The following is a 26,289-nucleotide window of genomic DNA, read 5'->3' on the forward strand; positions in this document are numbered from 1 at the left end:
ATCTTGACTTCTTTACTTGGTTAATTTGGGATTATTCTAACTCAACATCGTATCCGATACGATAATTCCATCGGTATCGGCATACAGAAAATGATCTTTTTTGAAAGTGACGCCGGCGAAAAAGACTGGCTGGTCGCGTTCGCCATGGCCTCGCTTGTGGCTTTTCAACGGATGCGTATGCAATGCGCGTATGCCGATAGGCAGTTGGTCAATTATTGCGGAATCGCGCACGCAGCCATAGATAATAATGCCTTGCCAGCCGTTGTCAACGGCAAGCCTGGCCAGATTGCTGCCCAGCAAGGCGCAGCGATGCGAGCCGCCGCCGTCGACGACCAATACCCGGTTGTCCACTTTTTCTTCCAGCGTTTGCCGGACCAATACATTATCTTCGAACACTTTCAGCGTGGTTATTTGGCCGCAAAAGGCAGGATTCGCCCCATAGGATCTGAACAGGGGTTCGGCAATCTGGAAGTGTTCTTCCTCGGAATGTGCATCGCAAAGGTCGGCTGTCGTGAAATTCATAGTCTAAATCCAGGCTGTGGGGCTGCCGGTCCGGCGGCCCATTGGTTAACGAATCAAGCGAAGTAACGCGCGATCAGGCCGTGGTTATTGGCGGTTTCAGGCATCGGTATTTTGACTTCATAACCGCCGCCCGGAGCTTCCTGCATATCGCGGCCGTACATGTCCAGCATGCGTTCCACGGTAATGTCCCGGTTACCTTCCGGCAGAATCAGCTCGATTCTGTCACCGACCGCAAACTTGTTTTTAACATCGATCACGGCCAGGCCGCTGTCCTTGTCATAACTTCTGATTTCGCCGCAAAACTGTTGCTGATGGCTTTTCGAATAACCAGTGATATAGTTCTGGTATTCGTGCGTATGATGGCGCTGATAAAAGCCGTCGGTATAGCCGCGATTGGCCAGGTTTTCCAGCACGCCGAGCAGTTCGGGCCGGAAGGGGCGTCCTGCCTGCGCATCGTCAATAGCCTGGCGGTAGGTCTGCGCCGTGCGCGCGACGTAATAATGCGACTTGGTGCGGCCTTCGATTTTAAGGCTGTCCACGCCGATCTCCACCAGCCGCTGCACGTGCTCGATGGCGCGCAGGTCTTTCGAATTCATGATGTAGGTGCCGTTCTCATCCTCCATGACCGGCAACAGTTCGCCCTTGCGGCCTTCCTCTTCGAGGAAATAGACTTTGTCCGCCAGGGGGTGCCGGTCCGCGCCGCCGCAGCTGGCCGTGCTGATATCAGCCATGGACAGGGCACCGCCATCGAGCACGTAATCGCCTTCGGCGTTTTCATGCGCGGGCAGCGTGTCGTATTTCCAGCGGCAGGAATTCGTGCAGGTGCCCTGGTTCGGATCGCGGTGATTGAAATAGCCCGACAGCAGGCAGCGGCCGGAATAGGCGATGCACAGCGCGCCGTGCACGAACACTTCCAGTTCCATGTCGGGGCAGCGCTGGCGGATCTCCTCGATTTCATCCAGCGACAGTTCACGCGACAGGATCACGCGCTCGACGCCCATGCTTTGCCAGAATTTTACCGTGGCATAATTGACCGTATTGGCCTGCACGGACAGATGGACAGGCATGTCCGGCCAGGTTTCGCGCACCATCATGATCAGCCCCGGATCGGCCATGATCAGAGCGTCCGGTTTCATGGCGATAATCGGTTCGATATCGGCCAGAAAGGTTTTGATTTTGGCATTATGGGGAATCACATTAGTGGCCAGGAAAAATTTTTTACCCAGCGCATGCGCCTCACTAATACCCTTGGCCAGATTGTCTTCAAGAAAATCATTGTTGCGCACTCTGAGACTGTAACGCGGCTGTCCGGCATAGACAGCATCGGCGCCGAATGCGAAGGCATAGCGCATGTTTTTCAGGGTGCCGGCGGGGGAAAGCAGTTCAACTTGTTTCATGGTATGTGTGTCAATGGAATCGATTGCCATATATTCTATCGTAATTTGCGACGATTAAGTGAGATAGCTTAGCGGCCGGCCGGTCAAGACTGTCGCTCAGGTAGAGGGTCCGGGCCGCCGGGCAATCGAATATAGAGCCTGTCAATTCAGGAGTATTGTATGTGGATAATATTATTGATCATCGTCCTGCTTTTTGTTTTAGGCAGTGCCTTGATTTTACTCAGAACGGCGAACATGCCGAAGATTCCAAAAAATGTTAAATCCCAACCATATGATGAGGACAGTTCCGATGATTGGTAACAGAAGCTAAGGCACTGAGTGAGCAGGGGAAGGGGCTGGCAGGCAATCGAGTTTTGCCTCGAGAAAAGGCTGTACTCGCGCTTGATTGTCAGGATGAGAAGACACGATCTCGGGAATTAAGGCGCCCGCTTCCTGTTCCAGTCGGCTTAACAGATCGGCGAACAGGTGCGGCGGCACACAGGCGCGCTGCAGCGATGCCAGGGCATAGCTATCGGCTTCCGTTTCCATCTGGCGCGAGTAACGAAGTTGCAGCAGCACGGCCGGAAGGCCGGAGGCGAGGGAGTCGACATCGCCGGTCACCGCCGCCAGCAACAGACCGGACAAGGCGCCTTGCAGCGTTTGCCGCAGTGCATGGCGCAGTTTTACATGGCCCAGTTCATGCGTCAGTATCGCGATGACTTCCTGATCGGTTGTTGCCAGGGCGACCAGTTCATCCGTGACGACCACGTAGCCGCCAGGCAAAGCCAGGGCATTGGCGCCGATATGGCCGCCGCCCCGGAATTCCAGGTTGTACGCGGGGCAATCAAGTTGTTGCTCGCACAAAGTCTTGAGCCTTGCGCTCAAAGCGGTTTGACGCGCCGGTTCCAGAAGGCTGGGCTTAAAGTACCCCAACTGTTCGTGGTCCATTATGGCTAATACCTGCTCGCCAAGCTGGCGTTCCATGGCGGGCGGCATGGCGTGCGCGACCTGTTCGGCCAGTGCCGGAATACCGAAGCGCACGCTGGCCCAGCCTGTCAGGATGGTCAGTATTAAAGCGAGCAGCGCCCAGCCCAGATGATTTTCAAGCCGGTGCAGCCAATGCCAGAAGAACGCCTTTTTATCAGGTTTCAGCGCCTCCAGCAGGGCGATATCCTCAGCTTCCAGCCGACCGCCGTCCGGCAGTTCGATCACGCGCCGCGCGCGGCCAAGTTTCGGTTGTACCTGTATATCCACCAACTGAAAGAGGTGCCGGACACCTTGCGCGATAAAGGCAAGCCCGTCGCTGTCCGCTTCGATGTCTACCTTGACGGCACGCGCGCTGATACCGTCGAAGTAATCCGCTTGAAAATTAATCATCCAAATGAAATATCAAGGTCGAACATTTCCGCCATTTCCGCCCCCGTGGCTTTAACATCGGCTTTCTTGTCGCCAATGAAACGCTCAAAATCGGTTTCGCCTGTCAGGTTAAGGCGCGATGCCCGGTAGCGCATCATGCGAATATGTGCCAATGGCGTCAGCAGGCCGAACGAGCAGATGATGATCAGCAGATTGCTCAGATACAGCCAGAGCATATCGCGGGCGCGCAAGTGGCTGTGGAAAGACAGATTGCCGAGCGTGGTGGAATTCCAGACCAGGTTTGAGATTCTTGATTGTATATAAGCGCCTATTCCTAGTATGACCAAGAAGTAAAACAGGAAGAACACCGCGATGATGATTCCGAAGTTGGCGAACGTCTCTACCGTCCGCATGTCATTGACAGCGTTCAATAAAAAATTCTGGTCGACCGTCAATGTCACTGCAACCGAGAGGGCTGCACCTATGCCCAACAAGAGCAACAGGGCTTTTCCGTAGATCTGGTAAAAATCTTTTGCCTGCGCATCCATGCTGAAGGCGGTGAGGCCAAACTTGTGATTCTGGATCAGATAGCGGGATTGGCGCATGACCATGTAAGGGACAATCAAGCCCAGGGTAAAAATGATCAGTATCGGCAAGCCGATAAAGACGATCGCCGCTTCGCGCATATCGCCGTTAAAATCAAAGCGCAATCCGCGATAGCTGGAGTTGCGCGCGTTGAAAGTCATCGTCCGTATGACCAGCCAGGGCATTAAAAATAGAATGATGAAGGCAAACACCGTAGGCAGGAAAGGCGAAATGTGCTGGCTGAAGATATAAGCCATGAAGAAAACGAAGGCAATGATGCGGCCTTTGAGTATGGCGATAGGCGAGGCATGATAATCAAAGCCGACGCCATCGATTAATGTATTCTGGTAAAAATACTTTTTGCGCCGCACCTTGGCCCAGGCGGAATAAATGCCCAGCGTGATAATGCTCAGCAATAGATTGACGATCCAGATGCCAAAATATTCGCCTGCCTTGCCGGTAAATTCGACCGGTGTTTCTTTAGTTCCCTTAAGCATGATGACCTCATTTAATTTTTTTTATTAAAAAAGTCATTTTAGTCGAATTTTTTTATCTTGCTAGTGCCCAGACTCAGTTATTTCGGTTGGTTGTCGTCCTTAACGTAAAAGTAACCGGTCCATCATTGACCAGTGCAACCTGCATGTCGGCACCGAATTGGCCGAATTCGACGTGCGGATAAGTGGCGCTTGCCAGCTGCTGCAGATAGCCGAACAACTGTTGCCCTTTTTCCGGCGACGCGGCCGGGGTAAAGCTCGGGCGATTGCCACTGTTGGTGTCGGCGGCCAGGGTAAATTGCGGGACCAGCAACAGGCCGCCGCCGATATCACGCAAGCTCAAATTCATGCGATCATTGTCGTCGGCAAAAATGCGATAGTTGAGCATGCGCTCAAGCAGGCGCTGAGCGTCTTTTTCGCTGTCTTCTCTTTCAACGGCGACCAGCGCCATAATGCCTTTGCCGATCTGGCCTATGACTTCATTATTGACGGTGACGTTAGCGGTGGTGACGCGTTGAATGATCGTGAGCATGAGTATTGGCACAGGTTGTCAGGTTGGCATGGATAAAAATTTTAATCATTATAATACAGGCAGGTGCATGAGGTTTTTACTGATTTTATTATTGGCGTGGTCATCCTGGACTGGCGCCGAAATTTACCAATGGCGGGATGACGGCGGCAACCGGCATTTCTCCGATCGGCCATCGCCCGGTGCGAAAATCGTCGATATCCAGCCAGGTTATTCATTCTACCGGGTAAAAAAAGTTTTTGACGGCGATACGGTGCTGCTGGAGGATGGTCGCCGGGTTCGACTGTTGGGCATCAATACGCCGGAAGTCCAGCATAAAAACGAGGACACCCAGGCCGGCGGCGATGAGGCGAAGCGCTGGCTGACCGATAAGCTGCGGAACAGCAAGGTCCGTCTGGAAACCGATACCGAGAAAACCGATAAATACAAAAGAACGCTGGCGCATCTGTTTACCGAGGACAATGAACATATCAATCTGCAACTGGTCGCGGCAGGGTTGGCAACCGTCAATATTTATCCGCCCAATCTGCAATATGTCGAGGAACTGGTGAACGCCCAGGATCAGGTCGAGCAGGCCGGGCTGGGCATTTGGCGGCGCGCCGAATATGCCGTAATGCCGGTCAGCCGTCTTGCCGGCCAGGGGCATGCGGGCTGGACTCGGTTGGTGGGCAGGGTGATGAAGATCCGCAACAGCCGCAAATACAGCTATCTGGAATTTTCCAGTCAGTTCGAAGCACGCATTGAGCGCAAATGGCTGTCCTTGTTTCCGGACATGAACAGCTATCTGGGGCGGAGTATCGAAGTTCGCGGCTGGCTCAATAAAAACAGGAACGGCTTTTCGATGCTGATCCGCCATCCCAGTGCGATCAAGCCGAGGTAAGTTTATGAAATTTCCAATGCTCCCGGCAGAAAAAACTCACTGACCAGCATCTGCCGGCGCCGAATGACATAGACGGTTCTTCTGCCCCATAGCGGCCCATTTATGCCGGCTTCTGCAATCGCTGCCGGCGTCCATATAACTGGATTGATCATAGCGACATCCATTTCCTTGCGTTCGAGCCGGGGGTAGGAAAAAATCACTTCGCCCAGCGGGCGGTTGCCCAGGTGCGACAGGCTGCGCTTGGCGGCGTTGAGGGTGCGGACCGGTATGATGGTGCGGGCCAGGATCAGCGGCTTGCCGTCCGCATGCATGAGCACTTCACGAATCAGACTGTAACGGTTTTCGCGTAACTTGAGCAGCCGGCGCTCACTCAGAAACGGCGTGTGCCATTGCTGCCGCAGTACTTTAACGGTAACGGCATCGCCGTAATAATTGCGCAGGCGCTGCGTCAAGGAGCCGGCTTCATAGGTCCAGGACTGAACGGCCTCCGGTAGACAATGACGGGTGCCCTGGCGGTTCTCGAACCAGTCAGGTTCCTGCGTGAATAAAAAGCTTTTAGTGGTCAACGAGTCTAAACCTCTGCATAGTCTGTCGCATCGCCCAGCCAGCGATCGATCAACGGCTGTACGGCTTCGGGCGATTCGTTAAAAAAAGTGTCGGCTATCTGCTGGATATTATCCAGTAAATCCGAATCGCGGGACAAATCGGCAATTTTAAAATGCATGGCGCCGGTTTGCCGTGTGCCCATGACCTCGCCCGGGCCGCGCAATTGCAGGTCCTTCTCGGCGATCACGAAGCCGTCGTTGCTGTCCCTTAAAATACCCAGGCGCTGGCGGGCCGTATCGGTCAGCGGCGGCTGGTACATCAGCAGACAGTAACTGTCGCCTTCGCCGCGGCCGACCCGGCCTCGCAGCTGGTGCAGCTGGGACAGGCCCAGCCGTTCCGGATTTTCGATAATCATCAGTCCGGCATTGGGCACATCGACGCCGACCTCGATGACGGTCGTGGCGACCAGCAGATCGAGATGATGCTGCTTGAAGTCCTGCATGACGGCCTCTTTCTCGGCCGCTTTCATGCGTCCGTGGACCAGGCCGATGCGCACATTCGGCAAGGCCTGGTTCAGACGTTCGGCGGTTTTCTCGGCGGCTTCGCACTGCAACACTTCCGACTCCTCGATCAACGTGCACACCCAGTAGGCCTGCCTTTTTCGGGCGACCCACGTGTCGATGCGTGCGATAACATCGTCGCGGCGCTCGGCGGGAATGACGCTGGTGACCACCGGTTGTCTGCCCGGCGGCAGCTCGTCGATAATCGAGATATCGAGATCGGAATATTGCAGCATGGCCAGCGTGCGTGGAATCGGGGTCGCTGTCATCACCAGCTGATGCGGACGCAGCCCGGTCTGCTGGCCTTTCTCCCTGAGCGCCAGCCGCTGGTGCACGCCGAAGCGGTGCTGTTCGTCGATAATCACCAGGCCCAGCTTGTGAAAGTTGACGCTGTCCTGAAACAAAGCATGCGTGCCGATGATGATGCCGGCGCTGCCGTCGGCTAGCGCTTGCAGGGCATCTTTTCTCGGGTTGCCTTTCAGTTGTCCGGTCAGAAACACCACCTGCGTCTGGAAATGCTCGAACCAGCTGCTGAAGTTGCGGAAGTGCTGCTCGGCCAGCAATTCGGTCGGCGCCATGATCGCAACCTGAAAGCCTGCCGATAAGGCCAGCAAGGCCGCGTAGGCGGCCACGACGGTTTTGCCGGAGCCGACATCGCCCTGAACCAGACGCATCATTGGATGGTTGCGGCTGCAATCCGCCTCGATTTCGGCGATGACGCGCTGTTGCGCGCGGGTCAGGCCGAAGGGCAGGGCACGGATAAAGTGCTCGCTGATGACCCGGTTGATGGGAAAACACGGAGCATGCCAGGTCTTGATCTTGTTTCTCGATTTCCTGAGACTCAGGTGATGAGCCAGCAATTCCTCAAACGCCAGCCGTTTCAGCGCCGGCACATTGCCGTCTTGCAACGCCGCCGTCGAGATCGATTCGTCCGGCGCATGCAGGGTCTGTATGGCCTCCAGCAAGGAAGGGTAACGGTAGCGCTTTAAGACCGTCTCGGGAATCCAGTCCGGCAACAGCTGGCTTTCATGGAGGCAGATGGCCAGGGCCTGTTTTATGGCTTTTCTTAACGTCGCCTGCCTGAGGCCTTCGGTCAGTGGATAAACGGGCGTCAGGCAGGTTTCCGTCACGCAGCTGTCCGGCCCTGATATGATTTTGTATTCAGGATGAACCATTTCCAGGCCGGCAAAGCCATTGCGCACTTCGGCAAAACAGCTGAGCAGAGTGCCCGGCTGCAGCGCATTATGCTGGCTGGCGCTGAAATGAAAGAATTTCAGGCTGATAAAACCGGTTCCGTCACTGATGCGGCAGACCAGGCTTTTCCGGCCTCGGGGCAGAATATCGGTGAATTCGACTTTACCGCAGACCAATACGGTCATGCCCGGCGTCAAGGAACCGATAGGGTAGACGCGCGTGCGGTCTTCATAGCGGTGCGGCAGGTGAAAAATCAGATCCTGGACCGTGCGGATACCGAGTTTTTCCAGGCGCTGTGCGGTTTGGCCGCCTATGCCCGCCAAGGATGCGACCGACTGATTAAGCGTATTCGGATGCAGCATCGACGGGCTGGTCAAGCTTGAGTTTAGATAGGATAGGTTTGTGCATTCAGTTGCATGATCGCATCCATTTCCACGCCGGCGTCCTTAGGCAGCGCGGCTACGCCAATCGCGGCACGCGCCGGGTAAGGCGCCTGAAAATAATGGCCCATGATTTCGTTGACGATGGGAAAGTGCGACAGATCGGTCAGAAACACGTTCAGTTTGACGATATCGGAAAGATCGCCGCCGGCCGCTTCGGCTACCGCTTTCAGGTTTTCGAACACCTGCGTGATCTGGGCCGAGATATCGCCCTCGATCAGGGTCATGGTGGCCGGAACCAGGGGAATCTGCCCCGAGAGATAAACGGTATTGTCGACCTTAACTGCTTGCGAATAGGTTCCGATGGCCTGGGGTGCTTTATCGGTCTGGATAATTTCTTTTGTCATTGTTATTCCTGTGTATCAGTTGGCAAAGTAGTTAAATCACTGGACGAGAATTAATTCACCCTCGCATTATAAGGAATCCGGCGGAAATTTTCTTGTGTCCTTTGTTGTCAAGGGTTCAGGTCATTCCGAATGTGGTCTATTCAAAAAACATAGCGAATATGCTTGGAAGCGCCTGAGCTTTCAAATTTAATCACTGATGTTACGCAGTAAGTTTAAATTGGGCGCCAGTTTTAATACGGGAGCCGATCAGAATACCGTCAAGATTAACGACACAGTGGCTCTGAAGTCTTATCAGCCACGGCCAACAAGCTCATGGTGGCCATTTCTGCCGATTGCCGGCGGCATGGAAGGTGATGGGGCGGTTTGTCAGTTGTTAATGCAGGTTAGCCAAGTCCTTAGCTTAAAAATACGCGTGTTAAATACTAAACATGTTGTTATATTATGCGCATCAACTCTCTACAGAAGGAGTGCATATCATGCAGAAAATACTCAAATCATCCAAGAAGCCTACTAATATTACGCTTTCATTGGATGTTCTAACCGAGGCGAAGGCTTTAAATATTAATATTTCTCAAGTTTGTGACCAATTTTTGCGTGAACTGGTTGCCAAGGAGCGCGAACGACGTTGGCTGCAAGATAACAGCGATTTTATTGAGGCTTATAATCAGACCATAAACAGTGAGGGTTTGCCTCTGGATCAGTGGCGCTCATTTTAAAATGGCGCGTTTTGATGTTTATCGCAACGCGGGTAAGCAATCTGCTGAGACTCCGTATCTGGTGGATGTGCAAAGTGATCTGTTACACGGTCTGGACACGCGTATCGTAGTGCCTCTACGAAGGCGTGACCGTTTCTCTTCAGTCGCAATTCCCGGTAATCTTATTCCAATTATTGAGGTGGAAGGGATTGAGTGTTTATTAGAAATTCCAAAGCTGGCGGCGGTGCCACGTCAATTATTGAAATCACCGGTTGTATCGCTTGCTGACAAGCAGTTTGAAATTACCGCGGCACTGGATTTTTTGTTTCATGGATTCTGATAGTACTTAACTCAACAGTATTGGCCCTAAGCTTTGACCCGCGTGATTTTCAGTACGATCGATAATTCCTTCAGCCTGCGCATGATCCGGGCCAGATGCACACGGTCCTTGACCGTCAAGGTGATCAAGTCGACGGAAACGCGGTCATCCTGGTCGACCACGGTGACATTTTCGATGTTTGAATTCAATTCGGAGATCGTCGATGCGATTGTCGCCAGGGAGCCGCGCTGATTCAGTATTTCTATGCGAATTTCGGCCGGGAAGTCGCCGATGGCATCCGGACTCCATTCCACATCCAGCCAGCTGGTCTGTTTTTTTCTGGCATCAATGCGGTTGCGACATTCATGGTGATGCACAACAATGCCGCGGCCGGGATTGAAAAAGCCGATGATCGAATCGCCCGGAATCGGCCGGCAGCATTTTGCCAGCGTGATGACCATGCCTTCGGTGCCCTTGATGATCAGCGGGTTTCTTACGCCGCTATCGCTGTTATCGAGTTTGACTGCCGCGTGCACGTCGTCCTGCGTGAGGCGCTTGGCAATCAGGAACGGCATTTTGTTGCCCAGCCCGATGTCTTCGAGCAGTTCATCCAGGCTCTGAATGGACATCGCATCGAGCAGCCCCAGTATCCGGTCCTGCTCGATGTTTTCAAGATGCAAATGCATGGCTTGCAGCTCTTTTTCCAGCAAACGGCGGCCGAGATTGATGGCTTCCTGTTGCTTGAAATGCTTTAGATAGGTACGTATGCTGGAACGGGCCTTGGCGGTAATGACATAGTTGAGCCACAGCGGGTTGGGCCGGGCCCAGGAGGCGGTAATGACCTCCACCGTGACGCCGTTTTCCAGCGTCGATTGCAGCGGCACCAGCTGCTTGTCGATGCGGGCGGAAACGCAGGCATTGCCGATATCGGTATGGACGGCATAGGCGAAATCAATAATGGTCGCGCCGCGCGGCAATTTGATAATGCCGCCCTGCGGTGTAAACACGAACACTTCCTGCGGGAAAAGATCGACTTTCAGGTTATCGATGAACTCCAGCGAATCGCCGGCCGATTTCTGAATTTCCAGCAACTCCCTGAGCCATTCGTTGGCGCCAGCCTGAAATTTTTCGGATTTGTCGTCATCGGATTTGTACAGCCAGTGCGCGGCAATGCCCGATTCCGACATGCGGTGCATTTCGTGCGTTCTGATCTGGATTTCAATGGGCACGCCGTAAGGACCGATCAGGATGGTGTGTAGGGATTGATAACCATTGGCCTTGGGCAGGGCGATGTAATCCTTGAACCGGCCCGGAATCGGTTTGTACAGGTTGTGTGCGATGCCTAATACACGATAACAATTGTCGACATTGTCGCAATAAATCCTGAAGGCATAGACATCGAAAACATCGGAAAAAGAAATTTTTTTGTTCAGCATTTTCTGGTAAATGCTGTAAAGATTTTTTTCCCGTCCAGCCACTTCACAGTGCAGTCCGGCCTGTTCCAGGCGGTTTTTTATCGCGCTTTCAATAGTGTCGACAATCTTGCGGCGATTGCCGCGGGCTTTTCTGACCGCGTTCTTTAAAATGGCATGGCGCAAGGGATACAGCGCCTCAAAGCCCAGCGACTCAAGCTTGTGCCGGATATTGTTCATGCCCAGGCGATTGGCGATGGGGGCATAAATATCCAGCGTTTCGCGGGCGATGCGGCGCTTTTTTTCCACCTTCATGGCACCGAGAGTCTGCATGTTGTGCAGCCGGTCCGCCAGTTTAACCATGATGACGCGCAAATCCTTGGCCATGGCCATAAACATTTTGCGGACATTCTCGGCCTGCGCTTCGGCGTGCGATTTGCTATCGATTTTGGTGAGCTTGGTGACGCCGTCGACCAGTTCCGCCACTTCCGGGCCGAACTGGTTGGCTAATTCTTTTTTGCTGATCGGGGTGTCTTCAATGACATCGTGCAGAATCGCCGCCATGATGCCATGCGCATCCATGCGCATTTCAGCCAGGCTGATGGCAACGGAAATAGGGTGGCAGATATAGGCTTCGCCACTTTTGCGAAATTGGCCGGCATGAGCGGAGGCGCTGAATTCATAGGCACGGACAATTTCATCGATCTGGGACTGATCCAGATAGCCGCTCAAAGTTTCGCACAAACGCCGGATCAGTTTGTCCTGAGGGCGTTCAAGCTCAATTGTGTCGGCTATATTCAACATGGTCAATTCAATACGGTCAGGGCTTAAAACATGGTGCCGGTATCGTGATTCTCGCCAGCGCGATGCAGCAGGTTGACATTTTCAGGGGTGACATGGCCCGCCGCGATTTCACGTAATGCGACAACCGTATCTTTGTCTTTGTTGCGCGTAACGAATTCATCCGCGCCTTTGCTGAGCTGACGCGCCCGGGTGCTGGCTAATAAAACCAGCTTAAAGCGGTTTTCTACGTTTTCTAAACAATCTTCGATCGTGACTCTGGCCATTTTTTAAACCTAATAAATTAAGAAAATCAATCCATTTGACCGGACTGATGGAGAACCGTTTCATTTCTGCCATCTTAAGCTGACTGAAAGGGAGGAGCGGTGCATTATATAAAAAACACCGCCGGACTTAAACCTCTATGCTCGTGATTTTAAAATAGAAACGGCCGGAAGTTCCTTGCCTTCAAGAAATTCAAGGAAGGCGCCGCCGCCCGTGGAAGTATAAGAGATATCATCATTAATGCCGTATTTGTCGATGGCCGCGAGCGTATCGCCGCCGCCGGCGATCGAGAAGGCGCTGCTTTCGGCAATAGCCTTGGCCAGCGACTTTGTACCGTTGCCGAACTGGTCGAACTCGAACACGCCGACCGGGCCGTTCCAGACGATAGTGCCGGCCGATTTCAGCAATTGCGCATAGTGTTTTGCCGTTTCGGGGCCGATGTCCATAATCAAGTCATCGGCTTCAACGTCCTCGACTTTCTTAACTGAAGCGATGGCGGTTTCCGAGAATTCCTTCGCGCAAACGACATCGACCGGTATGGGAATGTCCGAGCTGTTGCGCCTGGCCTGTTCAATCAGCTGTTTGGCCTCTTCAACCAGGTCTTCTTCGTACAGCGATTTGCCGACCGGAAAACCCGCGGCTGCAATAAAGGTATTGGCAATACCGCCGCCGACGATCAGTTGATCGACTTTTTCAGACAACGATTTCAGGACCGTCAGTTTAGTCGATACTTTGGAGCCGCCGACAATGGCGACCAACGGTTTGACCGGCGTTTCCAGCGCCTTGCCCAGCGCGTCCAGTTCGCTGGCCAATAAAGGGCCGGCACAAGCGACAGGCGCGTACTTGGCGACGCTGTGCGTCGAGGCCTGCGCCCGGTGCGCGGTGCCGAAGGCATCCATGACAAAAACATCGCAGAGCGCGGCCATTTTGCGGCCCAATTCATCGCTGTTTTTACCTTCGCCGGCGTTAAAGCGCACGTTTTCGCACAGTACGACTTCGCCGGGCTTGATGTCAATGCCGTCCAGCCAGTCTTTTTCCAGTCTGACAGGCTGGCCGAGCAATTCCGACAAACGCTCGGCCACCGGTTTCAATGACGCGTCTTCCGAATACTGGCCTTCAACGGGCCGGCCCAGATGTGACAGCAACATGACGGCGGCGCCTGCCTCCAGGGCTTGTTTAATTGTTGGCACGCTGGCCTGAATGCGGATGTCGCTGGTGACCTTGCCGTTTTTCACGGGCACATTCAAATCCTGGCGAATCAGTACGCGTTTGCCTGATAAACCCAGATCGACCATTCTCTTAATCGACATAGTAGACTCTCCTGTTTGTGTTATTTATTGGTATTTTTTTACAACTGATTTATGCATTAAACCTGCGCATTCGACCGGGGACATCTGCTGTCTTTAATGCCGTGCCGCTCGTTTAGCGCGAATATTGCCTGAGGCACAAGTGAATTCGTACAAATATGGGTCCTATATTAGCAGTGCCTCAAAGAAAAGCCGACCGCTTCTTGCTCTTCTCGCGGGTACTTGACCGGCGACCGGATAAAACTATCCGTACGCCGAATCAGTTACCGAAACAAAACCGCCATGCTGATCATAACCGCGCTGACCAGAATAGCCCATACCGTCCGGCGATGATTATGTTCCATCTGTTGACGCAGCAGTACCAGTTCGCGGTTGTGCGCTTCGGCATTGGGCCTGGCGTGAGCGGCATTGTCCAGCGCTTTATAGATCAGTGATGGAATTTCCGGAAATTGCTCGGCCAGTTCCGGAAACTGTTTGACGATTCTGTCGATTTTGGCTTTAGGCCCCAGGCGCTCATGAAACCATCTTTCCAGGAAAGGCTTGGCGGTTTGCCACAAGTCGAGATCGGGATAGAGCTCGCGCCCCAGTCCTTCGATGTTGAGCAGGGTTTTCTGCAACAAGACCAGTTGCGGCTGCACGTGCATGTCGAAACGCCGCGCGGTCTGGAACAGGCGCAGCAGCAACTGTCCGAAAGAAATATCTTTGAGCGGCTTTTCGAAGATCGGCTCGCACACGCTGCGTATGGCCGATTCGAACTCTTCTATGCGGGTTGTGCCGGGGACCCAGCCGGACTCGACGTGCATTTGCGCGACCCGGCGGTAATCGCGATTGAAAAAAGCCAGGAAATTCTCGGCCAGGTAGCGCTGATCGGACAGGGACAGGGAGCCGACGATGCCGAAATCGACGGCGATGTATTTGGCCGGCAGATCGACGAAAATATTGCCGGGATGCATGTCGGCGTGAAAAAAGTTGTCGCGGAAGACCTGCGTGAAAAAGATTTCCACGCCGCGTTCGGCCAGCAGCTTGAAATCGGCGCCGCCTTCCCGCAGCGCGGCGATTTCGCCAACCGGAATGCCTTGAATGCGTTCCATGACCATGACTTTCTCGCGCGTCAGCGGCCAGTGGATTTCCGGGATGTAAATAATATCCGAGCCCTCGAAGTTGCGGCGCAGTTTGGTCGCATTGGCCGCCTCCCTGACCAGGTTAAGTTCATCCAGTGTGGTTTTTTCAAACTCGGCAACAACTTCCAGCGCCCGCAGTCGTCTCGCTTCAGGCCAGAATTTTTCGGCGAAGCGGGCCAGTTCATAAAGCAGGCCTACGTCGGAGTGAATGCGTTCTTCAATATCGGGACGCAAGACCTTGACGACGACCCGCTCACCGCTGTGCAACACGGCCGTATGCACCTGCGCGACCGAGGCCGAGGCCAAGGGTTCGGGACTGAATTCGGCGAAAGCCTCCGAGATGGGCATGCCGAGTTCCTGTTCAATGATGCCGCGCGCGGTTTCATTGGGAAACGGCGGAACCCTGTCCTGCAGCTTGACCAGTTCATCGGCAATGTCGTCAGGCAAAAGGTCTTTCCGGGTCGACAGCGCCTGGCCGAATTTGACATAAATAGGACCCAGGTCTTCCAATGCGCGCCGTATGCGCACGCCACGCGGGGCGGTTTGATGTTTGAGCCAGTAGTTGGGCGAGAAAACGGCCAGAAAACGAATGGGGCGGAATAAATGGGTTTTTAAAACAATTTCGTCCAGGCCGTGAAAGACCAGGACCCAGTTAATATGGATCAGGCGCAATAATAATTTAGGGCGGATCACGTATTTACCTTTGGTTTGTAGGCGGGCACGGCTTCTCGCGCTCGCCAAAGAGGGTGTCAATAAGGCAAGGCTGGATTATTTCTGCTTTAAATTGGCTAACGCATGGTCCAGACGTTCAACTCTACTTAACAGGCGGTCAAAATCAGTGCGCAATTCATCGACCTGGTGATAAAAAATTTCCATTTCCGGTCCGGCCGGCAAATCGCGGGTTTCTTCCTGCAGGAATTCCGCGGTATTCAGCCTGAAAGATTCGATGGAATCCTTCCCCCAGCGCTGTCCGGCGCGGAAAAAGCGGCTGACCTGATGTGCGATAATATCGCCGGTGAAGTGCGACAGTTTTTCTTCCAGATCGATGTCCAGTTTGTCGAACAGTTCTTGAAATTTACGGCCGGTATGGACATCACCCTCAATTTTCACCTCGCCGGAAAACACTGAGCGCATCGGTTTGGCACTGAGCCCCATCAGGCCCAATGCCCAGACCGAACCGGTCAGGCGGGTGTCGGGCTGGCCGGGAAAATGATCCAGGCACTGAATGGATTCTGTCGTCGGACACAGGTAAATGGTTTCATTGAACGGCAGGATCGTGACGGCAATGACCTTGCCGGCCAACGGTTCCAGAAAATAGCGGCTGTCCTGATCCAGTGCCAGGTACTGGTTAAGCGCGGTTTCCAGCACGCCGGCCAGTAACGGTTTGATGGCCATGCTAGATTTTATAACCTCTGTGCACGGCCACGATGCCCTGCGTCAAGTTGAAATATTCGCAACGCTCGAAACCGGCGTTTTCCATCATTTTTTTCAGTTCATCCTGTTTCGGATGCATGCGTATGGATTCGGCCAGGTAGCGGTAGCTGTCTTCATCCTTGGCCACGATCTTGCCGATTTTGGGCAGCAGATTAAACGAATAAAAATCGTAGACTTTCTCCGTGACCTTGTCGGTCGGGTGTGAGAATTCCAGCACGATGACGCGGCCGCCGGGTTTCAATACCCTGTACATGGAACGCAAAGCGGCGTCCTTGTCGGTTACGTTGCGCAGGCCAAAGCCGATGCAGACGCAATCAAAGGTATTGTCCTCAAAGGGCAGGCATTCGGCATTGACTTGCGCATAGCGGATGTTGCCGATCAGTCCTTTGTCAATCAGGCGATCGCGGCCTGTGCGCAGCATTTCTGAGTTGATATCGGCCAAAACCACCTGGCCGTCCTTGCCGACGCGTTTTTCGAACAGCATGGTCAGGTCGCCGGTGCCGCCGGCCAGATCGAGCACCCGTTCGTCCTTGCGCACATTGCTCAGTTGGACGGCAATGCGCTTCCAGATGCGATGGATGCCCATCGACATCAAATCGTTCATGATGTCGTACTGTCCTGCCACGGAATCAAACACGCCGCGCACCAGGTTGACTTTTTCTTCCTTGGCTACCTGTCTGAAACCGAAATGGGTGGTGTTGTCATTTGTCATTGTCATGCTTGGTATGTTATTGCTCTGTAGATGGTGTCGATGCGTTGCGTTGATGGCCGGCTGCCTCCAGGCGCTGCAGGTAGACGGCCCATAAAGCGGGGTATTCCGCGCCCAGTTTGTACAACAGATCCCAGGTATAAATGCCGCTGCCATGGCCGTCGCTGAACGCAGGCGCGATGCCATAGTTGCCCATCGGCTTGATTTCCACGATCGTGACGTCTTCCTTGCCGACCTGCAGCACTTCCTGGCCCGGTGCGTGGCCGACCGCTTCGGCCGAAGGGGTATAGACGCGCAGATATTCATAGGGCAGCGTGAAAACGCTGCCATCGTCAAAACTGATTTCAAGCAGGCGGGAAACCTGATGCAGCTTTATTTCAGTAGGTATGGTATTGCAGGGTTGTACAGTCAGGCGCATAAAATTACAGAATATAACGGCTCAGATCTTCATCCTGAACAAACTCGGCGAGTTGTCCGTCGACATAAGCGGCATCGATAACGATGGATTTTTCAGTGAGGTCGGGCGCGTCATAGGAAATGTCTTCCAACAGCCGTTCCAGTATCGTATGCAGTCGCCTGGCACCGATGTTTTCCGTTTTTTCATTAACCTGGAAACCCAGTTCGGCAATGCGTTGAATGCCGTCGGGAGCAAACGTCACCGAAACGCCTTCCGTCGCCAGCAAAGCTTGATACTGTTCGGTCAATGAAGCATTCGGTTCGGTCAGGATGCGCACGAAATCCTCGGCGGTCAGCGCATCGAGTTCGACACGGATGGGAAACCGGCCTTGCAGTTCGGGAATCAGGTCCGAGGGTTTGGTCAAATGGAAGGCACCGGATGCGATAAACAGGATGTGATCGGTTTTGATGGTGCCGTATTTGGTGCTGACGGTGCTGCCTTCAACCAGCGGCAACAGGTCACGCTGCACGCCTTCGCGGGAAACTTCGCCGCCGCTGCCGCCCATTTCGGAGCGTTTGCAGATCTTGTCGATTTCATCGAGGAAGACAATGCCGTTCTGTTCGACGGCTTCCACGGCGCGCAGTTTGATGTCATCTTCATTAACCAGCTTGGCGGCTTCTTCTTCCTGAAGCACCTTTAATGCGTTGCTGACTTTCATCTTGCGGGATTTTCTTTTGCCCGTGCTCAGGTTTTGGAACATGCCTTGCAACTGGCTAGTCATTTCCTCCATGCCGGGCGGCGCCATGATTTCGACGCCTACCGGGGCTACATGCACGTCGACTTCTATTTCCTTGTCATCCAGGTCGCCCTCGCGCAATTTTTTGCGCATTTTCTGACGGGTCGCTTCCTCGGTATCGGACAGCATGCCGCTGCCGGCTCTTGGTAGCAGAATATCCAGCACCTTTTCCTCGGCCGCATCGTAAGCGCGATTCTGAACTTTTTCCATTTCCGCCATGCGCGTCATTTTAACGGCGGTGTCGACCAGGTCGCGGATAATCGATTCAACATCGCGGCCGACATAACCAACTTCGGTAAATTTGGTGGCTTCAATTTTAATGAAAGGGGCGTTGGCCAGACGCGCCAGACGACGAGCGATCTCGGTTTTACCGACGCCGGTAGGTCCGATCATTAAAATATTCTTCGGAGTGATTTCCTCGCGTAAAACGGCATCAATCTGTTGGCGGCGCCAGCGATTGCGCAACGCGATAGCGACAGAGCGCTTGGCGCTGGCCTGGCCGATAATATGTTTATCCAGCTCGCTTACAATTTCTTTAGGTGTCATCTGAGTCATTCGTTTACTCGTTAGGTTCTGCGTCCAATTCTTCGATGGTCAAGTTGTGGTTGGTATAAATACAGATGTCGCCAGCTATTCTTAACGATCTTTCGACAATTTCGCGGGCGCTCAAATCGGTATTTTCCAGTAAAGCGCGCGCGGCTGCCTGCGCGAAAGCGCCGCCGGAACCGATAGCCATCAAGTCATGCTCAGGTTCAATGACATCTCCGGTACCGGAAAGAATCAATGACGTTTTTGCATCGGCAATGGTCAGCAGGGCTTCCAGTTTGCGCAATGCGCGATCGGTCCTCCAGTCTTTAGCCATTTCGACCGCAGCGCGAGTCAGGTTGCCTCGGTGCTTTTCCAGCTTGCCTTCAAAATGCTCGAACAAGGTGAACGCATCCGCCGTAGCGCCGGCAAAACCGGCAATAACCTTGTCGTGGTATAGGCGGCGTACTTTGCGGGCGTTGCCCTTCATGACCGTATTGCCTAAAGTGACCTGGCCATCACCGCCAATCACCACTTTGTCGCCGCGGCGAACAGAAAGTATGGTTGTACCTCTAAAACTCACTTTAAAATCCCAAAGTTACGAAAATGATGGTGCCAATTCTACATGGTCTGGGTTCAAATGTGGTAAAAAATAAAGTGCTCCGTTTACTTGGTGTAACGGAGATTAAGATTTTTGTGTTTATTGGAAGTTCAGCAAAATAGGCTATGCTGAGACAAATTTCAAATAAAGGACTCTTTAATGGAAGCGCTGGATCAAATATCAACTACGCTGGCATTGACAATGGGACTGGCTTGGGCCAGCGGTATCAATCTTTATGCAACCTTGTTTATGCTGGGCTATCTTGCCAATACCGGCAATTTGAATTTGCCGCCGGATTTGCAGATAGTCGCTAACCCGGTGGTCATGGGGGCGGCCGGGGTTATGTATTTTATTGAGTTTTTCGCTGATAAGGTGCCCGGCGTCGATACCGGTTGGGACACGATACATACGTTTATCCGCATCCCTGCCGGCGCGATGCTGGCTGCCGGCGCCGTTGGCGATTTAAATCCGGCGGTTGAGTTGGCGGCGGCAATATTGGGAGGCGGTCTGGCGGCAGGCACGCATGCAACCAAAGCCGGCACGCGCGTGCTGATCAATACTTCGCCGGAGCCCTTCAGCAACTGGGTTGCATCCGTAGGCGAGGATATTGCCGTTATTGGCGGGGTTTGGGCTTGTATCAATCATCCACTGCTGTTCTTAGCGGTCCTGGTATTGTTTGTCCTGTTGATGATCTGGTTATTGCCGCGGATATGGGCGGGTGTAAAAAAGGTATTCCGCTTTATTATCAATCTGTTTCGAAGGGACGAACGACCGCTGAACGCGGAGTCCCAGGAATAAAATCATATTTTTTATTGACGGGAATCAGAGAATCGGGTTTAATGGCGCTCTTTTGTAGTACTGCCCAGGTAGCTCAGTCGGTAGAGCAGAGGACTGAAAATCCTCGTGTCGACGGTTCGATTCCGCCCCTGGGCACCATTACAAAAAAATCAACAAGAATAACGGTAACACCTCAAGAATGCCCAGGTAGCTCAGTCGGTAGAGCAGAGGACTGAAAATCCTCGTGTCGACGGTTCGATTCCGCCCCTGGGCACCATGAATTCCAAAGGCTCCGATTTTTTCGGGGCCTTTTTTGTTTCAGCCGGGAGCAGGATATATGCCGGCTGGAGCATTCGCCTCAGCTAAAAACCTCAGTAAAGATCGGTATTCTCAAAAATATATTTATAACAGGAATCCTGTTCAGTTAGCGTTAAGAAATCTGGCATAAAATCTCGCCAAAATAATTAAAACCGAAACTTAACGGTATCGTCCGGTTAGGTTTAACTTGAGTCATTAATGGCGAGGGATAAAATGAAAAAAATATTCATCTTAACGCAACTGACCCTGGCAATAGCTGGATATTCATCTTACGCGTCTGCTGGAGGTCATCACCATCACCATCACCACCGCGGTCATCATCACCATCATCATGACAGAGGTTATTATCCGCGCGCAGAGGTTCATCATTATTACGCGCCGCCTGTGGTGCATCATTATCACCCGCAGCCCCAGGTTAACTATTATCCGGCGCCCTATCCGGGCAGAGGCTACTATGATCAGCGCACGGGGGCAGGGCTTGTCGGCGGTGTCGTAGGCAGTGCCCTGGGGTATGAAATGGGGCATGGCGATCCAATAGCAGCCGGCCTCGGGGCGGCGGCCGGATCTTATCTCGGTAATCGCTATTAATTCTTCAGGATCATAAAAAAACTCCTGACCCATAGGGTCGGGAGTTTCCAAACAGGCTGATAGGATAAACGCATCGGTTTTTCTTTGTTACGCGTTTAAACAAGGTAATTCAGGCGGTAACGCTCGTCTTAATCTTGGTAATGTATCACGTTGCCGGCAATGGCGGCGGATGCAAACAGTATGGTCGAAATAACAAACTCACCTGATATAAAACCAAAAACACCGGCGATGAAGATCAGGCCGATCAGAATATCTTTTCGAAAGTCATTCATGTCAATATCCTCTTTAAAGTTTTAAATTGGTTCTTTGGGTAACTTCGATTGAGACTATACGTATATTTCCGGATTAACAATGCGGAAAAAACTAGATAAATTATTTCCTTTTATGAAGCAATCATAAGGTGCTCAGCAGATTGTCAGTCAAGTTGCATTATGGTTGTCCGGTAATAAGTGACTGAGATGTCATACGGGAATGGACCTTTTTTAAGCTCGCGATAGCCGGGGTTTCTCAGTTACCAGCCGGGATTCGCCCGGATTGACCATATCGCGGTAACCGTATCTATTTAAGAATTCAGCTTTACATGTCGGACTTTGTGTATTACAAAATCACTATAAAGTAATTTTGCTCAATATCCGGAGTACCCAAATGCCAAACACGATTAACATTCAGCGCCGCAAACTGTTGAAGTATGCTGGTCTCACGGCTGCAATGGCTGCTGCTTACCCATTTTTGTCCTATGCCGAAAGCATGGCGATGGGCAATCAGGCATCAAAAGATTTCGATCCGGATGTGGAAATTGAATTAACGCAGGAAGTTGCCCATGTTCCTATCTTCAAAGGTCCTGAAACGCGAATCTGGAAAGTCTCCGGCAAGGTATTGAAAGGGCCTGAAGCCGCGATAGAAAATCATGCGGCGAGCTATATCGCGCCCACCATACGCCTGCAAAAAGGGCAGAAGGTCAGGATCATTCTGAAAAACAATTTGCCGGCCCAATCCATTTTGCATTGGCACGGTTTGCATGTTCCTTCCAAAATGGACGGCAATCCCATGTATGCCGTTGATCAGGGGCAGGCATTCGTCTATGAGTTTACCATTCTGAATCGGGCCGGATTCTATTGGTACCATGCCCATACGCATAGTGTTACCGCCAAACAGGTTTATTCAGGTCTGGCGGGGCTCTTTATCGTCAGTGACGCGGAAGAGCAGGCACTGGATTTGCCCAAGGGCGAATATGATGTCGCGCTTGCAATTCAGGACCGCAGTTTCGACAATCAGAATCAGCTGCATTACAACAACCATATGATGCAGCGCATGCAGGGGTTTCTGGGTGATCAGATTATGATCAATGGCCAGCCCGATTATATCTTGCCGGTTGCCACCCGGGCCTATCGATTAAGGTTGCTGAACGGCTCTAATTCGCGCATTTATAAATTGGCTTGGGATGATGGTACCCCTATGACGGTCATTGGCGTGGATGGCGGATTGCTGGAACATCCGGAGCAACATGCTTATATGATGCTGGCTCCGGGAGAACGGCGCGAGATCTGGGTGGATTTCAGCGGTAAACCGGTAGGGACTGAGCTGAACCTGCGCAGTCTTCCGTTTGAATCCTCCATGCATGGAGGCATGCATGGCGGTGGCATGATGGGTGGGCGCGGCATGATGGGTAGGCGAGGCATGATGGGTAGGCGAGGCATGATGGGAGGGCGCGGCATGATGTCGGGCGGCGATTTGCCTTTAGGCGGCGATTATGCTGTGTTGAAGGTCAAGGTTTCCAGGCAGGTGCAGGCGCAGGATAAATTGCCTGAACGCCTGACGACTATCAAGCCGTTGCGCTTGCAGGATGCCGCCAATGCTGACAATCCCAGAAACATTCTCTTGTCCATGCGTCATATGTCCGCTTTGCTAAACGGACGCTCTTACGCGATGGATGATGTTCGGCCCGATGAAATCATTCCGGTCAATACCCTGCAAGTTATAACATTCGATAATGGTTTTAGCGGCGGGATGGGCATGGGCATGGGAGGCATGATGGCGATGCCGCATCCCATGCATATTCACGGTGAGCAGTTCCAGGTGCTGAGGCGCGAAATTAACCCGGGTTTCAGGTCGGGGCATGAATCGGTAGCGGCGGGTTTTGTCGACAGCGGCTGGAAAGATACGGTGCTGGTTATGCCGGGAGAGAAGGTCACGATTTTAAAGCCTTTTAACGATTATACCGGGATCTTTATGTACCACTGTCATAATCTCGAGCATGAAGATATGGGCATGATGCGCGATTTCCTCATTAAATAAGGTTGTTTTGCACATCGCGAAAAAAACTGATTAATGATCCTCTGCAAATGGCGGTACACTTAACCGTTTTAAGTTATCAAAAATCAGGTCATGGGTGATTATCAACATATTTTACTGGCTGTGGATTATTCCGGTCATGATGATACGGTGGTCCGTAAAGCCAGGATGCTGGCGAAACAATACCGGTCCCGACTGAGCATTATCCATGTGCTGGATGACATCCCCATGTCGGATACGGCTTATGGCACTGTGATTCCGCTGGATCGCGATTCGGGCTATGATCTGTTGGAAGAGAAGAAATCCCGGTTGGTGCAAATAGCGGATAAGTTGGGCATCGAGTCTGCCGATCGGTGGTTGGTCTGGGGAGTGCCTCATCAGGAGATTGTGTCGATCGCCGAACACGAACAGGTCGATCTGATCGTGCTGGGTTCGCATGGTCGGCATGGCCTGGCATTATTATTGGGTTCAACGGCGAATAGCGTCCTGCATGATGCTAGCTGCGATGTCATGGCAGTTAGGTTAAGGGATGATGAGCCATAAGCGTTTATATAAATTAGAGTAAAAATATGACAAAGCCGAAAGTCAGGCAGGTGGTTTTGGATACCGAAACTACCGGACTTAATCCTCAGGAAGGGCACAGAATCATTGAAATCGGCTGCGTGGAACTGGTGAACCGCCGTCTGACGCAAAATCGGTTTCATGTTTATATCAATCCTGACCGTGTTATTGATCAGGGGGCCATCGAGGTTCATGGCATTACCAATGAATTTTTAGAGGATAAGCCGCGTTTCGAGGCTATTGTCGAAGATTTTATCGCGTTTATCCGCGGCGCCGAATTGATCATTCACAATGCACCGTTCGATGTCGGGTTTATCAATCATGAATTCGCCTTGCTCAATAACGGAACCGGCAGTGTCGTCGATTACAGCGAGGTATTCGATACGCTGACGTATGCCCGCCAGAAGCATCCCGGGCAGAGAAACAGTCTGGATGCGCTGTGTAAACGCTATGGTATTGATAACAGCCACCGCGATTTGCACGGCGCATTGCTGGATGCCGAGATTCTGGCCGATGTGTTCCTGATAATGACTGGCGGGCAGTTCTCCTTGCTTGACGAAGGGTTGTCGGAACAGGAGGCGGTCAGCACGAATATGGTGTACAGCGTTTTGCCGGCCGATCGCCCGGCACTGAAAGTCATTCGTTGTAATGAAGAAGAGCTGCGGGCGCATCAGCAGCGTCTGGAAGCTGTCGAAAAAGCCAGCGGTGCCTGCATCTGGAATCAGTTGGTTTGAATCGTTGCGGGCGACCGATTGGCCGCCCGCGGAATTTCATCATTCAGCGGATTTTGACTTTGCTCGCTTGGACGTGGAACTCATTCTTTTTTTGCTTTTTGCCGCTTTTTTACTGTCGTCATCCATTTTTCTGGAACCCGATTCAATTCTTGATATATTGAGCGGTTGGCCGGCGACCCGGACTTTCTTCAACTCCTGAAACAGTGTCTTGGGCATGCCGGCAGGCAGTTCCACCATGCTGTAATTATCTTCAATTTTAATGCGCGCGATGTGTTCGCCATCAAGTCCTGTCTCATTGGCTATGGCGCCGACAATGTTGCCGGGCTTTACGCCATGGCTATGGCCGACTTCGATGCGGAACAGCTCCATTTCGATGCCCGCGCCGCCGCGTCTGGACTTGCGCTCTCTCGGGGCGCTGTCTTCCTTTCGCGACCGGTCCGGCCTGTCTTCCCGGCTTGCCTTGGTCTTTTTGGGCGGTTGCATCAGCAGCGGTGTATCGCCTTGAACCATCTTAGCCAGGGCGGCGGCTATTTCGAGCGCCGAAACATTATGTTCCTGCTGGTATTGGTCCAGCAGTTGGCTGAAAAAGCTCAGTTCCTCGGCCGCCAGGGTATCGGTAATGTTCTGTTTGAAGCGGGCGATACGCTTGTTGTTGATGATTTCGGTCGAAGGCAGGCCCATTTCCTCAACTTTTTGCTTGGTCGCTTTTTCTATATTGGCGAGCAGCTTTTTTTCCCGCGGCGCGATAAAAAGAATGGCGTCGCCGGTGCGTCCCGCGCGGCCGGTTCTGCCGATGCGATGAACATAGGATTCGGTATCGTAAGGGATGTCATAGTTGACGACATGCGTGATACGGTCCACGTCCAGGCCGCGAGCGGCCACGTCGGTCGCGATCAGAATGTCCAGCTTGCCGTTTTTCAGATTGGCAATCGCGCGCTCGCGCAAGGCCTGTGACATATCGCCGTTGATCGCGGCGGCGGAAAAACCGCGCGCTTCCAGTTTCTCGGCCAGTTCCACGGTGGCGGTCTTGGTTCTGACGAAGATAATCATGCCGTCGAAGGTTTCGACTTCCAGAATGCGTGTCAACGCGTCCAGCTTGTGCACGCCGCTGACCATCCAATAGCGTTGCCGTATGTTTTCGGCCGAGGTAGTCGTGACTTTGATCGTGACCTGGACCGGATCAACCAGATATTTCTGCGCGATTTTACGGATGGCCGTTGGCATGGTTGCTGAAAACAACGCAATTTGGCGCTGTTCCGGAATCTGCTCAAGTATCCATTCCACATCATCGATAAAGCCCATGCGCAGCATTTCGTCAGCTTCGTCCAGGACCAGATAATTCAGGCCGTCCAGCCTCAATGTGCCCTTGCGCATGTGGTCCATGACCCGGCCCGGCGTGCCGACCACGACATGAGCGCCGCGCTTAAGATGGCGTAGTTGGGAACTGTAATCCTGTCCGCCGTATATGGGCAGAACATGGAAGCCTTTCAAGTGAGCGGCATAGCGCTGAAACGCTTCCGCCACCTGAATGGCCAGTTCGCGCGTTGGCGCCAGAACCAGAACCTGAGGATCTTTTTGTTTGAGGTCCAGTCGTGAAAGGATGGGCAACGCAAAGGCCGCCGTTTTACCCGTGCCTGTTTGTGCCTGCCCCAGAACGTCTTTGCCTGCCATCAAGTGCGGGATTGTTTGTGCCTGAATCGGCGAGGGTGTTTCATAACCGACATCATCCAATGCGCGTAGCACCGGTTCGCTCAGTGCTAAGTCACGGAAAGAGGGTAATGTTGAAACATCGTTGGACATGAATTTACC

At 52.8% G+C, this 26,289-nt stretch carries 27 protein-coding genes and 2 tRNA genes; 10 read left to right on the forward strand and 19 right to left on the reverse strand.

Features of this window, described 5'->3' with window-relative positions; all coding sequences use genetic code 11:
* Window positions 1-36: 36 nt before the first annotated feature.
* The 5 genes from rraA to dtd form a co-directional block, all read right to left on the reverse strand.
* On the reverse strand, window positions 37-522 hold the full coding sequence (gene rraA, locus METMA_RS0113530; protein ID WP_020159628.1) for a ribonuclease E activity regulator RraA: 486 nt from the start codon (window positions 520-522) through the stop codon (window positions 37-39).
* A gap of 53 nt (window positions 523-575) precedes the next feature.
* Window positions 576-1,919 carry a prephenate-dependent tRNA uridine(34) hydroxylase TrhP gene (gene trhP / locus METMA_RS0113535; RefSeq protein ID WP_020159629.1) on the reverse strand — a complete coding sequence of 448 codons (1,344 nt, stop codon included), beginning with the start codon at window positions 1,917-1,919 and terminating at the stop codon, window positions 576-578.
* Between the two features lie 306 nt (window positions 1,920-2,225).
* Window positions 2,226-3,275: a M48 family metallopeptidase gene (locus METMA_RS24610; protein WP_020159631.1), complete on the reverse strand. Its 1,050-nt coding sequence runs from the start codon at window positions 3,273-3,275 to the stop codon at window positions 2,226-2,228.
* The gene (locus tag METMA_RS0113550; protein WP_020159632.1) at window positions 3,272-4,336 is read right to left on the reverse strand and encodes a YjgN family protein; all 1,065 of its coding nucleotides are present in this window, start codon (window positions 4,334-4,336) and stop codon (window positions 3,272-3,274) included. The genes METMA_RS24610 and METMA_RS0113550 overlap by 4 nt, the downstream gene beginning before the upstream one ends.
* Before the next feature lie 73 nt (window positions 4,337-4,409).
* Complete coding sequence (dtd, locus tag METMA_RS0113555; RefSeq protein WP_020159633.1) at window positions 4,410-4,865, reverse strand: D-aminoacyl-tRNA deacylase; 456 nt, start codon at window positions 4,863-4,865, stop codon at window positions 4,410-4,412.
* A gap of 67 nt (window positions 4,866-4,932) precedes the next feature.
* On the opposite strand from dtd, the gene METMA_RS0113560 reads away from it, so the two are divergent.
* Window positions 4,933-5,742 (forward strand): thermonuclease family protein, encoded by an 810-nt coding sequence (locus METMA_RS0113560; RefSeq protein WP_027147321.1) that lies wholly within the window; start codon window positions 4,933-4,935, stop codon window positions 5,740-5,742.
* Window positions 5,743-5,744: 2 nt separating this feature from the next.
* On the opposite strand, the gene METMA_RS0113565 is transcribed toward METMA_RS0113560, so the two are convergent.
* Genes METMA_RS0113565 through METMA_RS0113575 form a run of 3 tightly spaced genes read right to left on the reverse strand, consistent with a single transcriptional unit; the run spans window position 5,745 to window position 8,829 of the window.
* Window positions 5,745-6,308, reverse strand: a complete 564-nt coding sequence (locus METMA_RS0113565; RefSeq protein ID WP_020159635.1) for a chorismate--pyruvate lyase family protein — start codon at window positions 6,306-6,308, stop codon at window positions 5,745-5,747.
* Between the two features lie 5 nt (window positions 6,309-6,313).
* Entirely contained in the window at window positions 6,314-8,404 is a 2,091-nt protein-coding gene (gene recG, locus METMA_RS0113570) for an ATP-dependent DNA helicase RecG (RefSeq protein WP_020159636.1), read from the reverse strand.
* Between the two features lie 23 nt (window positions 8,405-8,427).
* Window positions 8,428-8,829, reverse strand: coding sequence for a RidA family protein (locus tag METMA_RS0113575; RefSeq protein ID WP_020159637.1), 402 nt, complete (start codon window positions 8,827-8,829; stop codon window positions 8,428-8,430).
* 476 nt (window positions 8,830-9,305) lie between these two features.
* Between METMA_RS0113575 and METMA_RS0113580 the strand changes: the two genes are divergently transcribed.
* A complete protein-coding gene (locus METMA_RS0113580; RefSeq protein ID WP_020159638.1) occupies window positions 9,306-9,545 on the forward strand; it encodes a type II toxin-antitoxin system CcdA family antitoxin in 240 nt (79 codons plus the stop codon).
* A gap of 1 nt (window position 9,546) precedes the next feature.
* Complete coding sequence (locus METMA_RS0113585) at window positions 9,547-9,864, forward strand: CcdB family protein (RefSeq protein WP_020159639.1); 318 nt, start codon at window positions 9,547-9,549, stop codon at window positions 9,862-9,864.
* A gap of 26 nt (window positions 9,865-9,890) precedes the next feature.
* Here METMA_RS0113585 and METMA_RS0113590 read toward each other — a convergent pair whose 3' ends face one another.
* From METMA_RS0113590 to hslV, 9 genes are all read right to left on the reverse strand, one after another.
* Entirely contained in the window at window positions 9,891-12,059 is a 2,169-nt protein-coding gene (locus tag METMA_RS0113590) for a RelA/SpoT family protein (RefSeq protein ID WP_020159640.1), read from the reverse strand.
* Between the two features lie 23 nt (window positions 12,060-12,082).
* A complete protein-coding gene (gene rpoZ / locus METMA_RS0113595; protein WP_020159641.1) occupies window positions 12,083-12,322 on the reverse strand; it encodes a DNA-directed RNA polymerase subunit omega in 240 nt (79 codons plus the stop codon).
* A gap of 135 nt (window positions 12,323-12,457) precedes the next feature.
* On the reverse strand, window positions 12,458-13,630 hold the full coding sequence (locus METMA_RS0113600; RefSeq protein ID WP_027147322.1) for a phosphoglycerate kinase: 1,173 nt from the start codon (window positions 13,628-13,630) through the stop codon (window positions 12,458-12,460).
* 260 nt (window positions 13,631-13,890) lie between these two features.
* Complete coding sequence (gene ubiB / locus METMA_RS0113605) at window positions 13,891-15,441, reverse strand: ubiquinone biosynthesis regulatory protein kinase UbiB (RefSeq protein ID WP_020159643.1); 1,551 nt, start codon at window positions 15,439-15,441, stop codon at window positions 13,891-13,893.
* 75 nt (window positions 15,442-15,516) lie between these two features.
* Window positions 15,517-16,143, reverse strand: coding sequence for a ubiquinone biosynthesis accessory factor UbiJ (locus tag METMA_RS0113610; protein ID WP_020159644.1), 627 nt, complete (start codon window positions 16,141-16,143; stop codon window positions 15,517-15,519).
* A gap of 1 nt (window position 16,144) precedes the next feature.
* Window positions 16,145-16,894 (reverse strand): bifunctional demethylmenaquinone methyltransferase/2-methoxy-6-polyprenyl-1,4-benzoquinol methylase UbiE, encoded by a 750-nt coding sequence (gene ubiE, locus METMA_RS0113615; protein ID WP_020159645.1) that lies wholly within the window; start codon window positions 16,892-16,894, stop codon window positions 16,145-16,147.
* A 16-nt stretch (window positions 16,895-16,910) separates the two neighbouring features.
* Window positions 16,911-17,309: a gamma-butyrobetaine hydroxylase-like domain-containing protein gene (locus tag METMA_RS0113620; protein ID WP_020159646.1), complete on the reverse strand. Its 399-nt coding sequence runs from the start codon at window positions 17,307-17,309 to the stop codon at window positions 16,911-16,913.
* 4 nt (window positions 17,310-17,313) lie between these two features.
* Window positions 17,314-18,639, reverse strand: coding sequence for an ATP-dependent protease ATPase subunit HslU (gene hslU, locus METMA_RS0113625; protein WP_027147323.1), 1,326 nt, complete (start codon window positions 18,637-18,639; stop codon window positions 17,314-17,316).
* A 4-nt stretch (window positions 18,640-18,643) separates the two neighbouring features.
* Entirely contained in the window at window positions 18,644-19,192 is a 549-nt protein-coding gene (gene hslV, locus METMA_RS0113630) for an ATP-dependent protease subunit HslV (RefSeq protein ID WP_027147324.1), read from the reverse strand.
* Between the two features lie 177 nt (window positions 19,193-19,369).
* On the opposite strand from hslV, the gene METMA_RS0113635 reads away from it, so the two are divergent.
* The 4 genes from METMA_RS0113635 (at window position 19,370) to METMA_RS26505 (ending at window position 20,893) form a co-directional block, all read left to right on the forward strand.
* A complete protein-coding gene (locus METMA_RS0113635) occupies window positions 19,370-20,008 on the forward strand; it encodes a DUF4126 domain-containing protein (protein WP_020159649.1) in 639 nt (212 codons plus the stop codon).
* Between the two features lie 62 nt (window positions 20,009-20,070).
* Window positions 20,071-20,146, forward strand: a tRNA-Phe gene (locus tag METMA_RS0113640).
* A 42-nt stretch (window positions 20,147-20,188) separates the two neighbouring features.
* Window positions 20,189-20,264 (forward strand) — tRNA-Phe (locus tag METMA_RS0113645).
* A gap of 254 nt (window positions 20,265-20,518) precedes the next feature.
* Entirely contained in the window at window positions 20,519-20,893 is a 375-nt protein-coding gene (locus METMA_RS26505; RefSeq protein ID WP_036299481.1) for a glycine zipper 2TM domain-containing protein, read from the forward strand.
* A gap of 128 nt (window positions 20,894-21,021) precedes the next feature.
* On the opposite strand, the gene METMA_RS27515 is transcribed toward METMA_RS26505, so the two are convergent.
* Window positions 21,022-21,165, reverse strand: a complete 144-nt coding sequence (locus tag METMA_RS27515) for a hypothetical protein (RefSeq protein ID WP_020159651.1) — start codon at window positions 21,163-21,165, stop codon at window positions 21,022-21,024.
* A 373-nt stretch (window positions 21,166-21,538) separates the two neighbouring features.
* Between METMA_RS27515 and METMA_RS0113660 the strand changes: the two genes are divergently transcribed.
* From METMA_RS0113660 to dnaQ, 3 genes are all read left to right on the forward strand, one after another.
* Window positions 21,539-23,188 carry a multicopper oxidase family protein gene (locus METMA_RS0113660; protein ID WP_020159652.1) on the forward strand — a complete coding sequence of 550 codons (1,650 nt, stop codon included), beginning with the start codon at window positions 21,539-21,541 and terminating at the stop codon, window positions 23,186-23,188.
* A gap of 90 nt (window positions 23,189-23,278) precedes the next feature.
* Window positions 23,279-23,728, forward strand: coding sequence for a universal stress protein (locus METMA_RS0113665; protein ID WP_020159653.1), 450 nt, complete (start codon window positions 23,279-23,281; stop codon window positions 23,726-23,728).
* Between the two features lie 26 nt (window positions 23,729-23,754).
* The gene (gene dnaQ, locus METMA_RS0113670) at window positions 23,755-24,480 is read left to right on the forward strand and encodes a DNA polymerase III subunit epsilon (protein ID WP_020159654.1); all 726 of its coding nucleotides are present in this window, start codon (window positions 23,755-23,757) and stop codon (window positions 24,478-24,480) included.
* A 39-nt stretch (window positions 24,481-24,519) separates the two neighbouring features.
* On the opposite strand, the gene METMA_RS0113675 is transcribed toward dnaQ, so the two are convergent.
* The gene (locus METMA_RS0113675) at window positions 24,520-26,280 is read right to left on the reverse strand and encodes a DEAD/DEAH box helicase (protein ID WP_020159655.1); all 1,761 of its coding nucleotides are present in this window, start codon (window positions 26,278-26,280) and stop codon (window positions 24,520-24,522) included.
* Window positions 26,281-26,289: the final 9 nt, after the last annotated feature.

The organism is Methylobacter marinus A45, assembly GCF_000383855.1.
Classification (GTDB): Bacteria; Pseudomonadota; Gammaproteobacteria; order Methylococcales; family Methylomonadaceae; genus Methylobacter; species Methylobacter marinus.

Coding starts and splice junctions, on each gene's coding strand:
- rraA (WP_020159628.1), bottom strand. CDS start 522: ATGAATTTCACGACAGCCGACCTTTGCGATGCACATTCCGAGGAAGAA.
- trhP (WP_020159629.1), bottom strand. CDS start 1,919: ATGAAACAAGTTGAACTGCTTTCCCCCGCCGGCACCCTGAAAAACATG.
- METMA_RS24610 (WP_020159631.1), bottom strand. CDS start 3,275: ATGATTAATTTTCAAGCGGATTACTTCGACGGTATCAGCGCGCGTGCC.
- METMA_RS0113550 (WP_020159632.1), bottom strand. CDS start 4,336: ATGCTTAAGGGAACTAAAGAAACACCGGTCGAATTTACCGGCAAGGCA.
- dtd (WP_020159633.1), bottom strand. CDS start 4,865: ATGCTCACGATCATTCAACGCGTCACCACCGCTAACGTCACCGTCAAT.
- METMA_RS0113560 (WP_027147321.1), top strand. CDS start 4,933: ATGAGGTTTTTACTGATTTTATTATTGGCGTGGTCATCCTGGACTGGC.
- recG (WP_020159636.1), bottom strand. CDS start 8,404: ATGCTGCATCCGAATACGCTTAATCAGTCGGTCGCATCCTTGGCGGGC.
- METMA_RS0113575 (WP_020159637.1), bottom strand. CDS start 8,829: ATGACAAAAGAAATTATCCAGACCGATAAAGCACCCCAGGCCATCGGA.
- METMA_RS0113580 (WP_020159638.1), top strand. CDS start 9,306: ATGCAGAAAATACTCAAATCATCCAAGAAGCCTACTAATATTACGCTT.
- METMA_RS0113585 (WP_020159639.1), top strand. CDS start 9,547: ATGGCGCGTTTTGATGTTTATCGCAACGCGGGTAAGCAATCTGCTGAG.
- METMA_RS0113590 (WP_020159640.1), bottom strand. CDS start 12,059: ATGTTGAATATAGCCGACACAATTGAGCTTGAACGCCCTCAGGACAAA.
- rpoZ (WP_020159641.1), bottom strand. CDS start 12,322: ATGGCCAGAGTCACGATCGAAGATTGTTTAGAAAACGTAGAAAACCGC.
- METMA_RS0113600 (WP_027147322.1), bottom strand. CDS start 13,630: ATGTCGATTAAGAGAATGGTCGATCTGGGTTTATCAGGCAAACGCGTA.
- METMA_RS0113610 (WP_020159644.1), bottom strand. CDS start 16,143: ATGGCCATCAAACCGTTACTGGCCGGCGTGCTGGAAACCGCGCTTAAC.
- ubiE (WP_020159645.1), bottom strand. CDS start 16,894: ATGACAAATGACAACACCACCCATTTCGGTTTCAGACAGGTAGCCAAG.
- METMA_RS0113620 (WP_020159646.1), bottom strand. CDS start 17,309: ATGCGCCTGACTGTACAACCCTGCAATACCATACCTACTGAAATAAAG.
- hslU (WP_027147323.1), bottom strand. CDS start 18,639: ATGACTCAGATGACACCTAAAGAAATTGTAAGCGAGCTGGATAAACAT.
- METMA_RS0113635 (WP_020159649.1), top strand. CDS start 19,370: ATGGAAGCGCTGGATCAAATATCAACTACGCTGGCATTGACAATGGGA.
- METMA_RS26505 (WP_036299481.1), top strand. CDS start 20,519: ATGAAAAAAATATTCATCTTAACGCAACTGACCCTGGCAATAGCTGGA.
- METMA_RS27515 (WP_020159651.1), bottom strand. CDS start 21,165: ATGAATGACTTTCGAAAAGATATTCTGATCGGCCTGATCTTCATCGCC.
- METMA_RS0113660 (WP_020159652.1), top strand. CDS start 21,539: ATGCCAAACACGATTAACATTCAGCGCCGCAAACTGTTGAAGTATGCT.
- METMA_RS0113665 (WP_020159653.1), top strand. CDS start 23,279: ATGGGTGATTATCAACATATTTTACTGGCTGTGGATTATTCCGGTCAT.
- dnaQ (WP_020159654.1), top strand. CDS start 23,755: ATGACAAAGCCGAAAGTCAGGCAGGTGGTTTTGGATACCGAAACTACC.
- METMA_RS0113675 (WP_020159655.1), bottom strand. CDS start 26,280: ATGTCCAACGATGTTTCAACATTACCCTCTTTCCGTGACTTAGCACTG.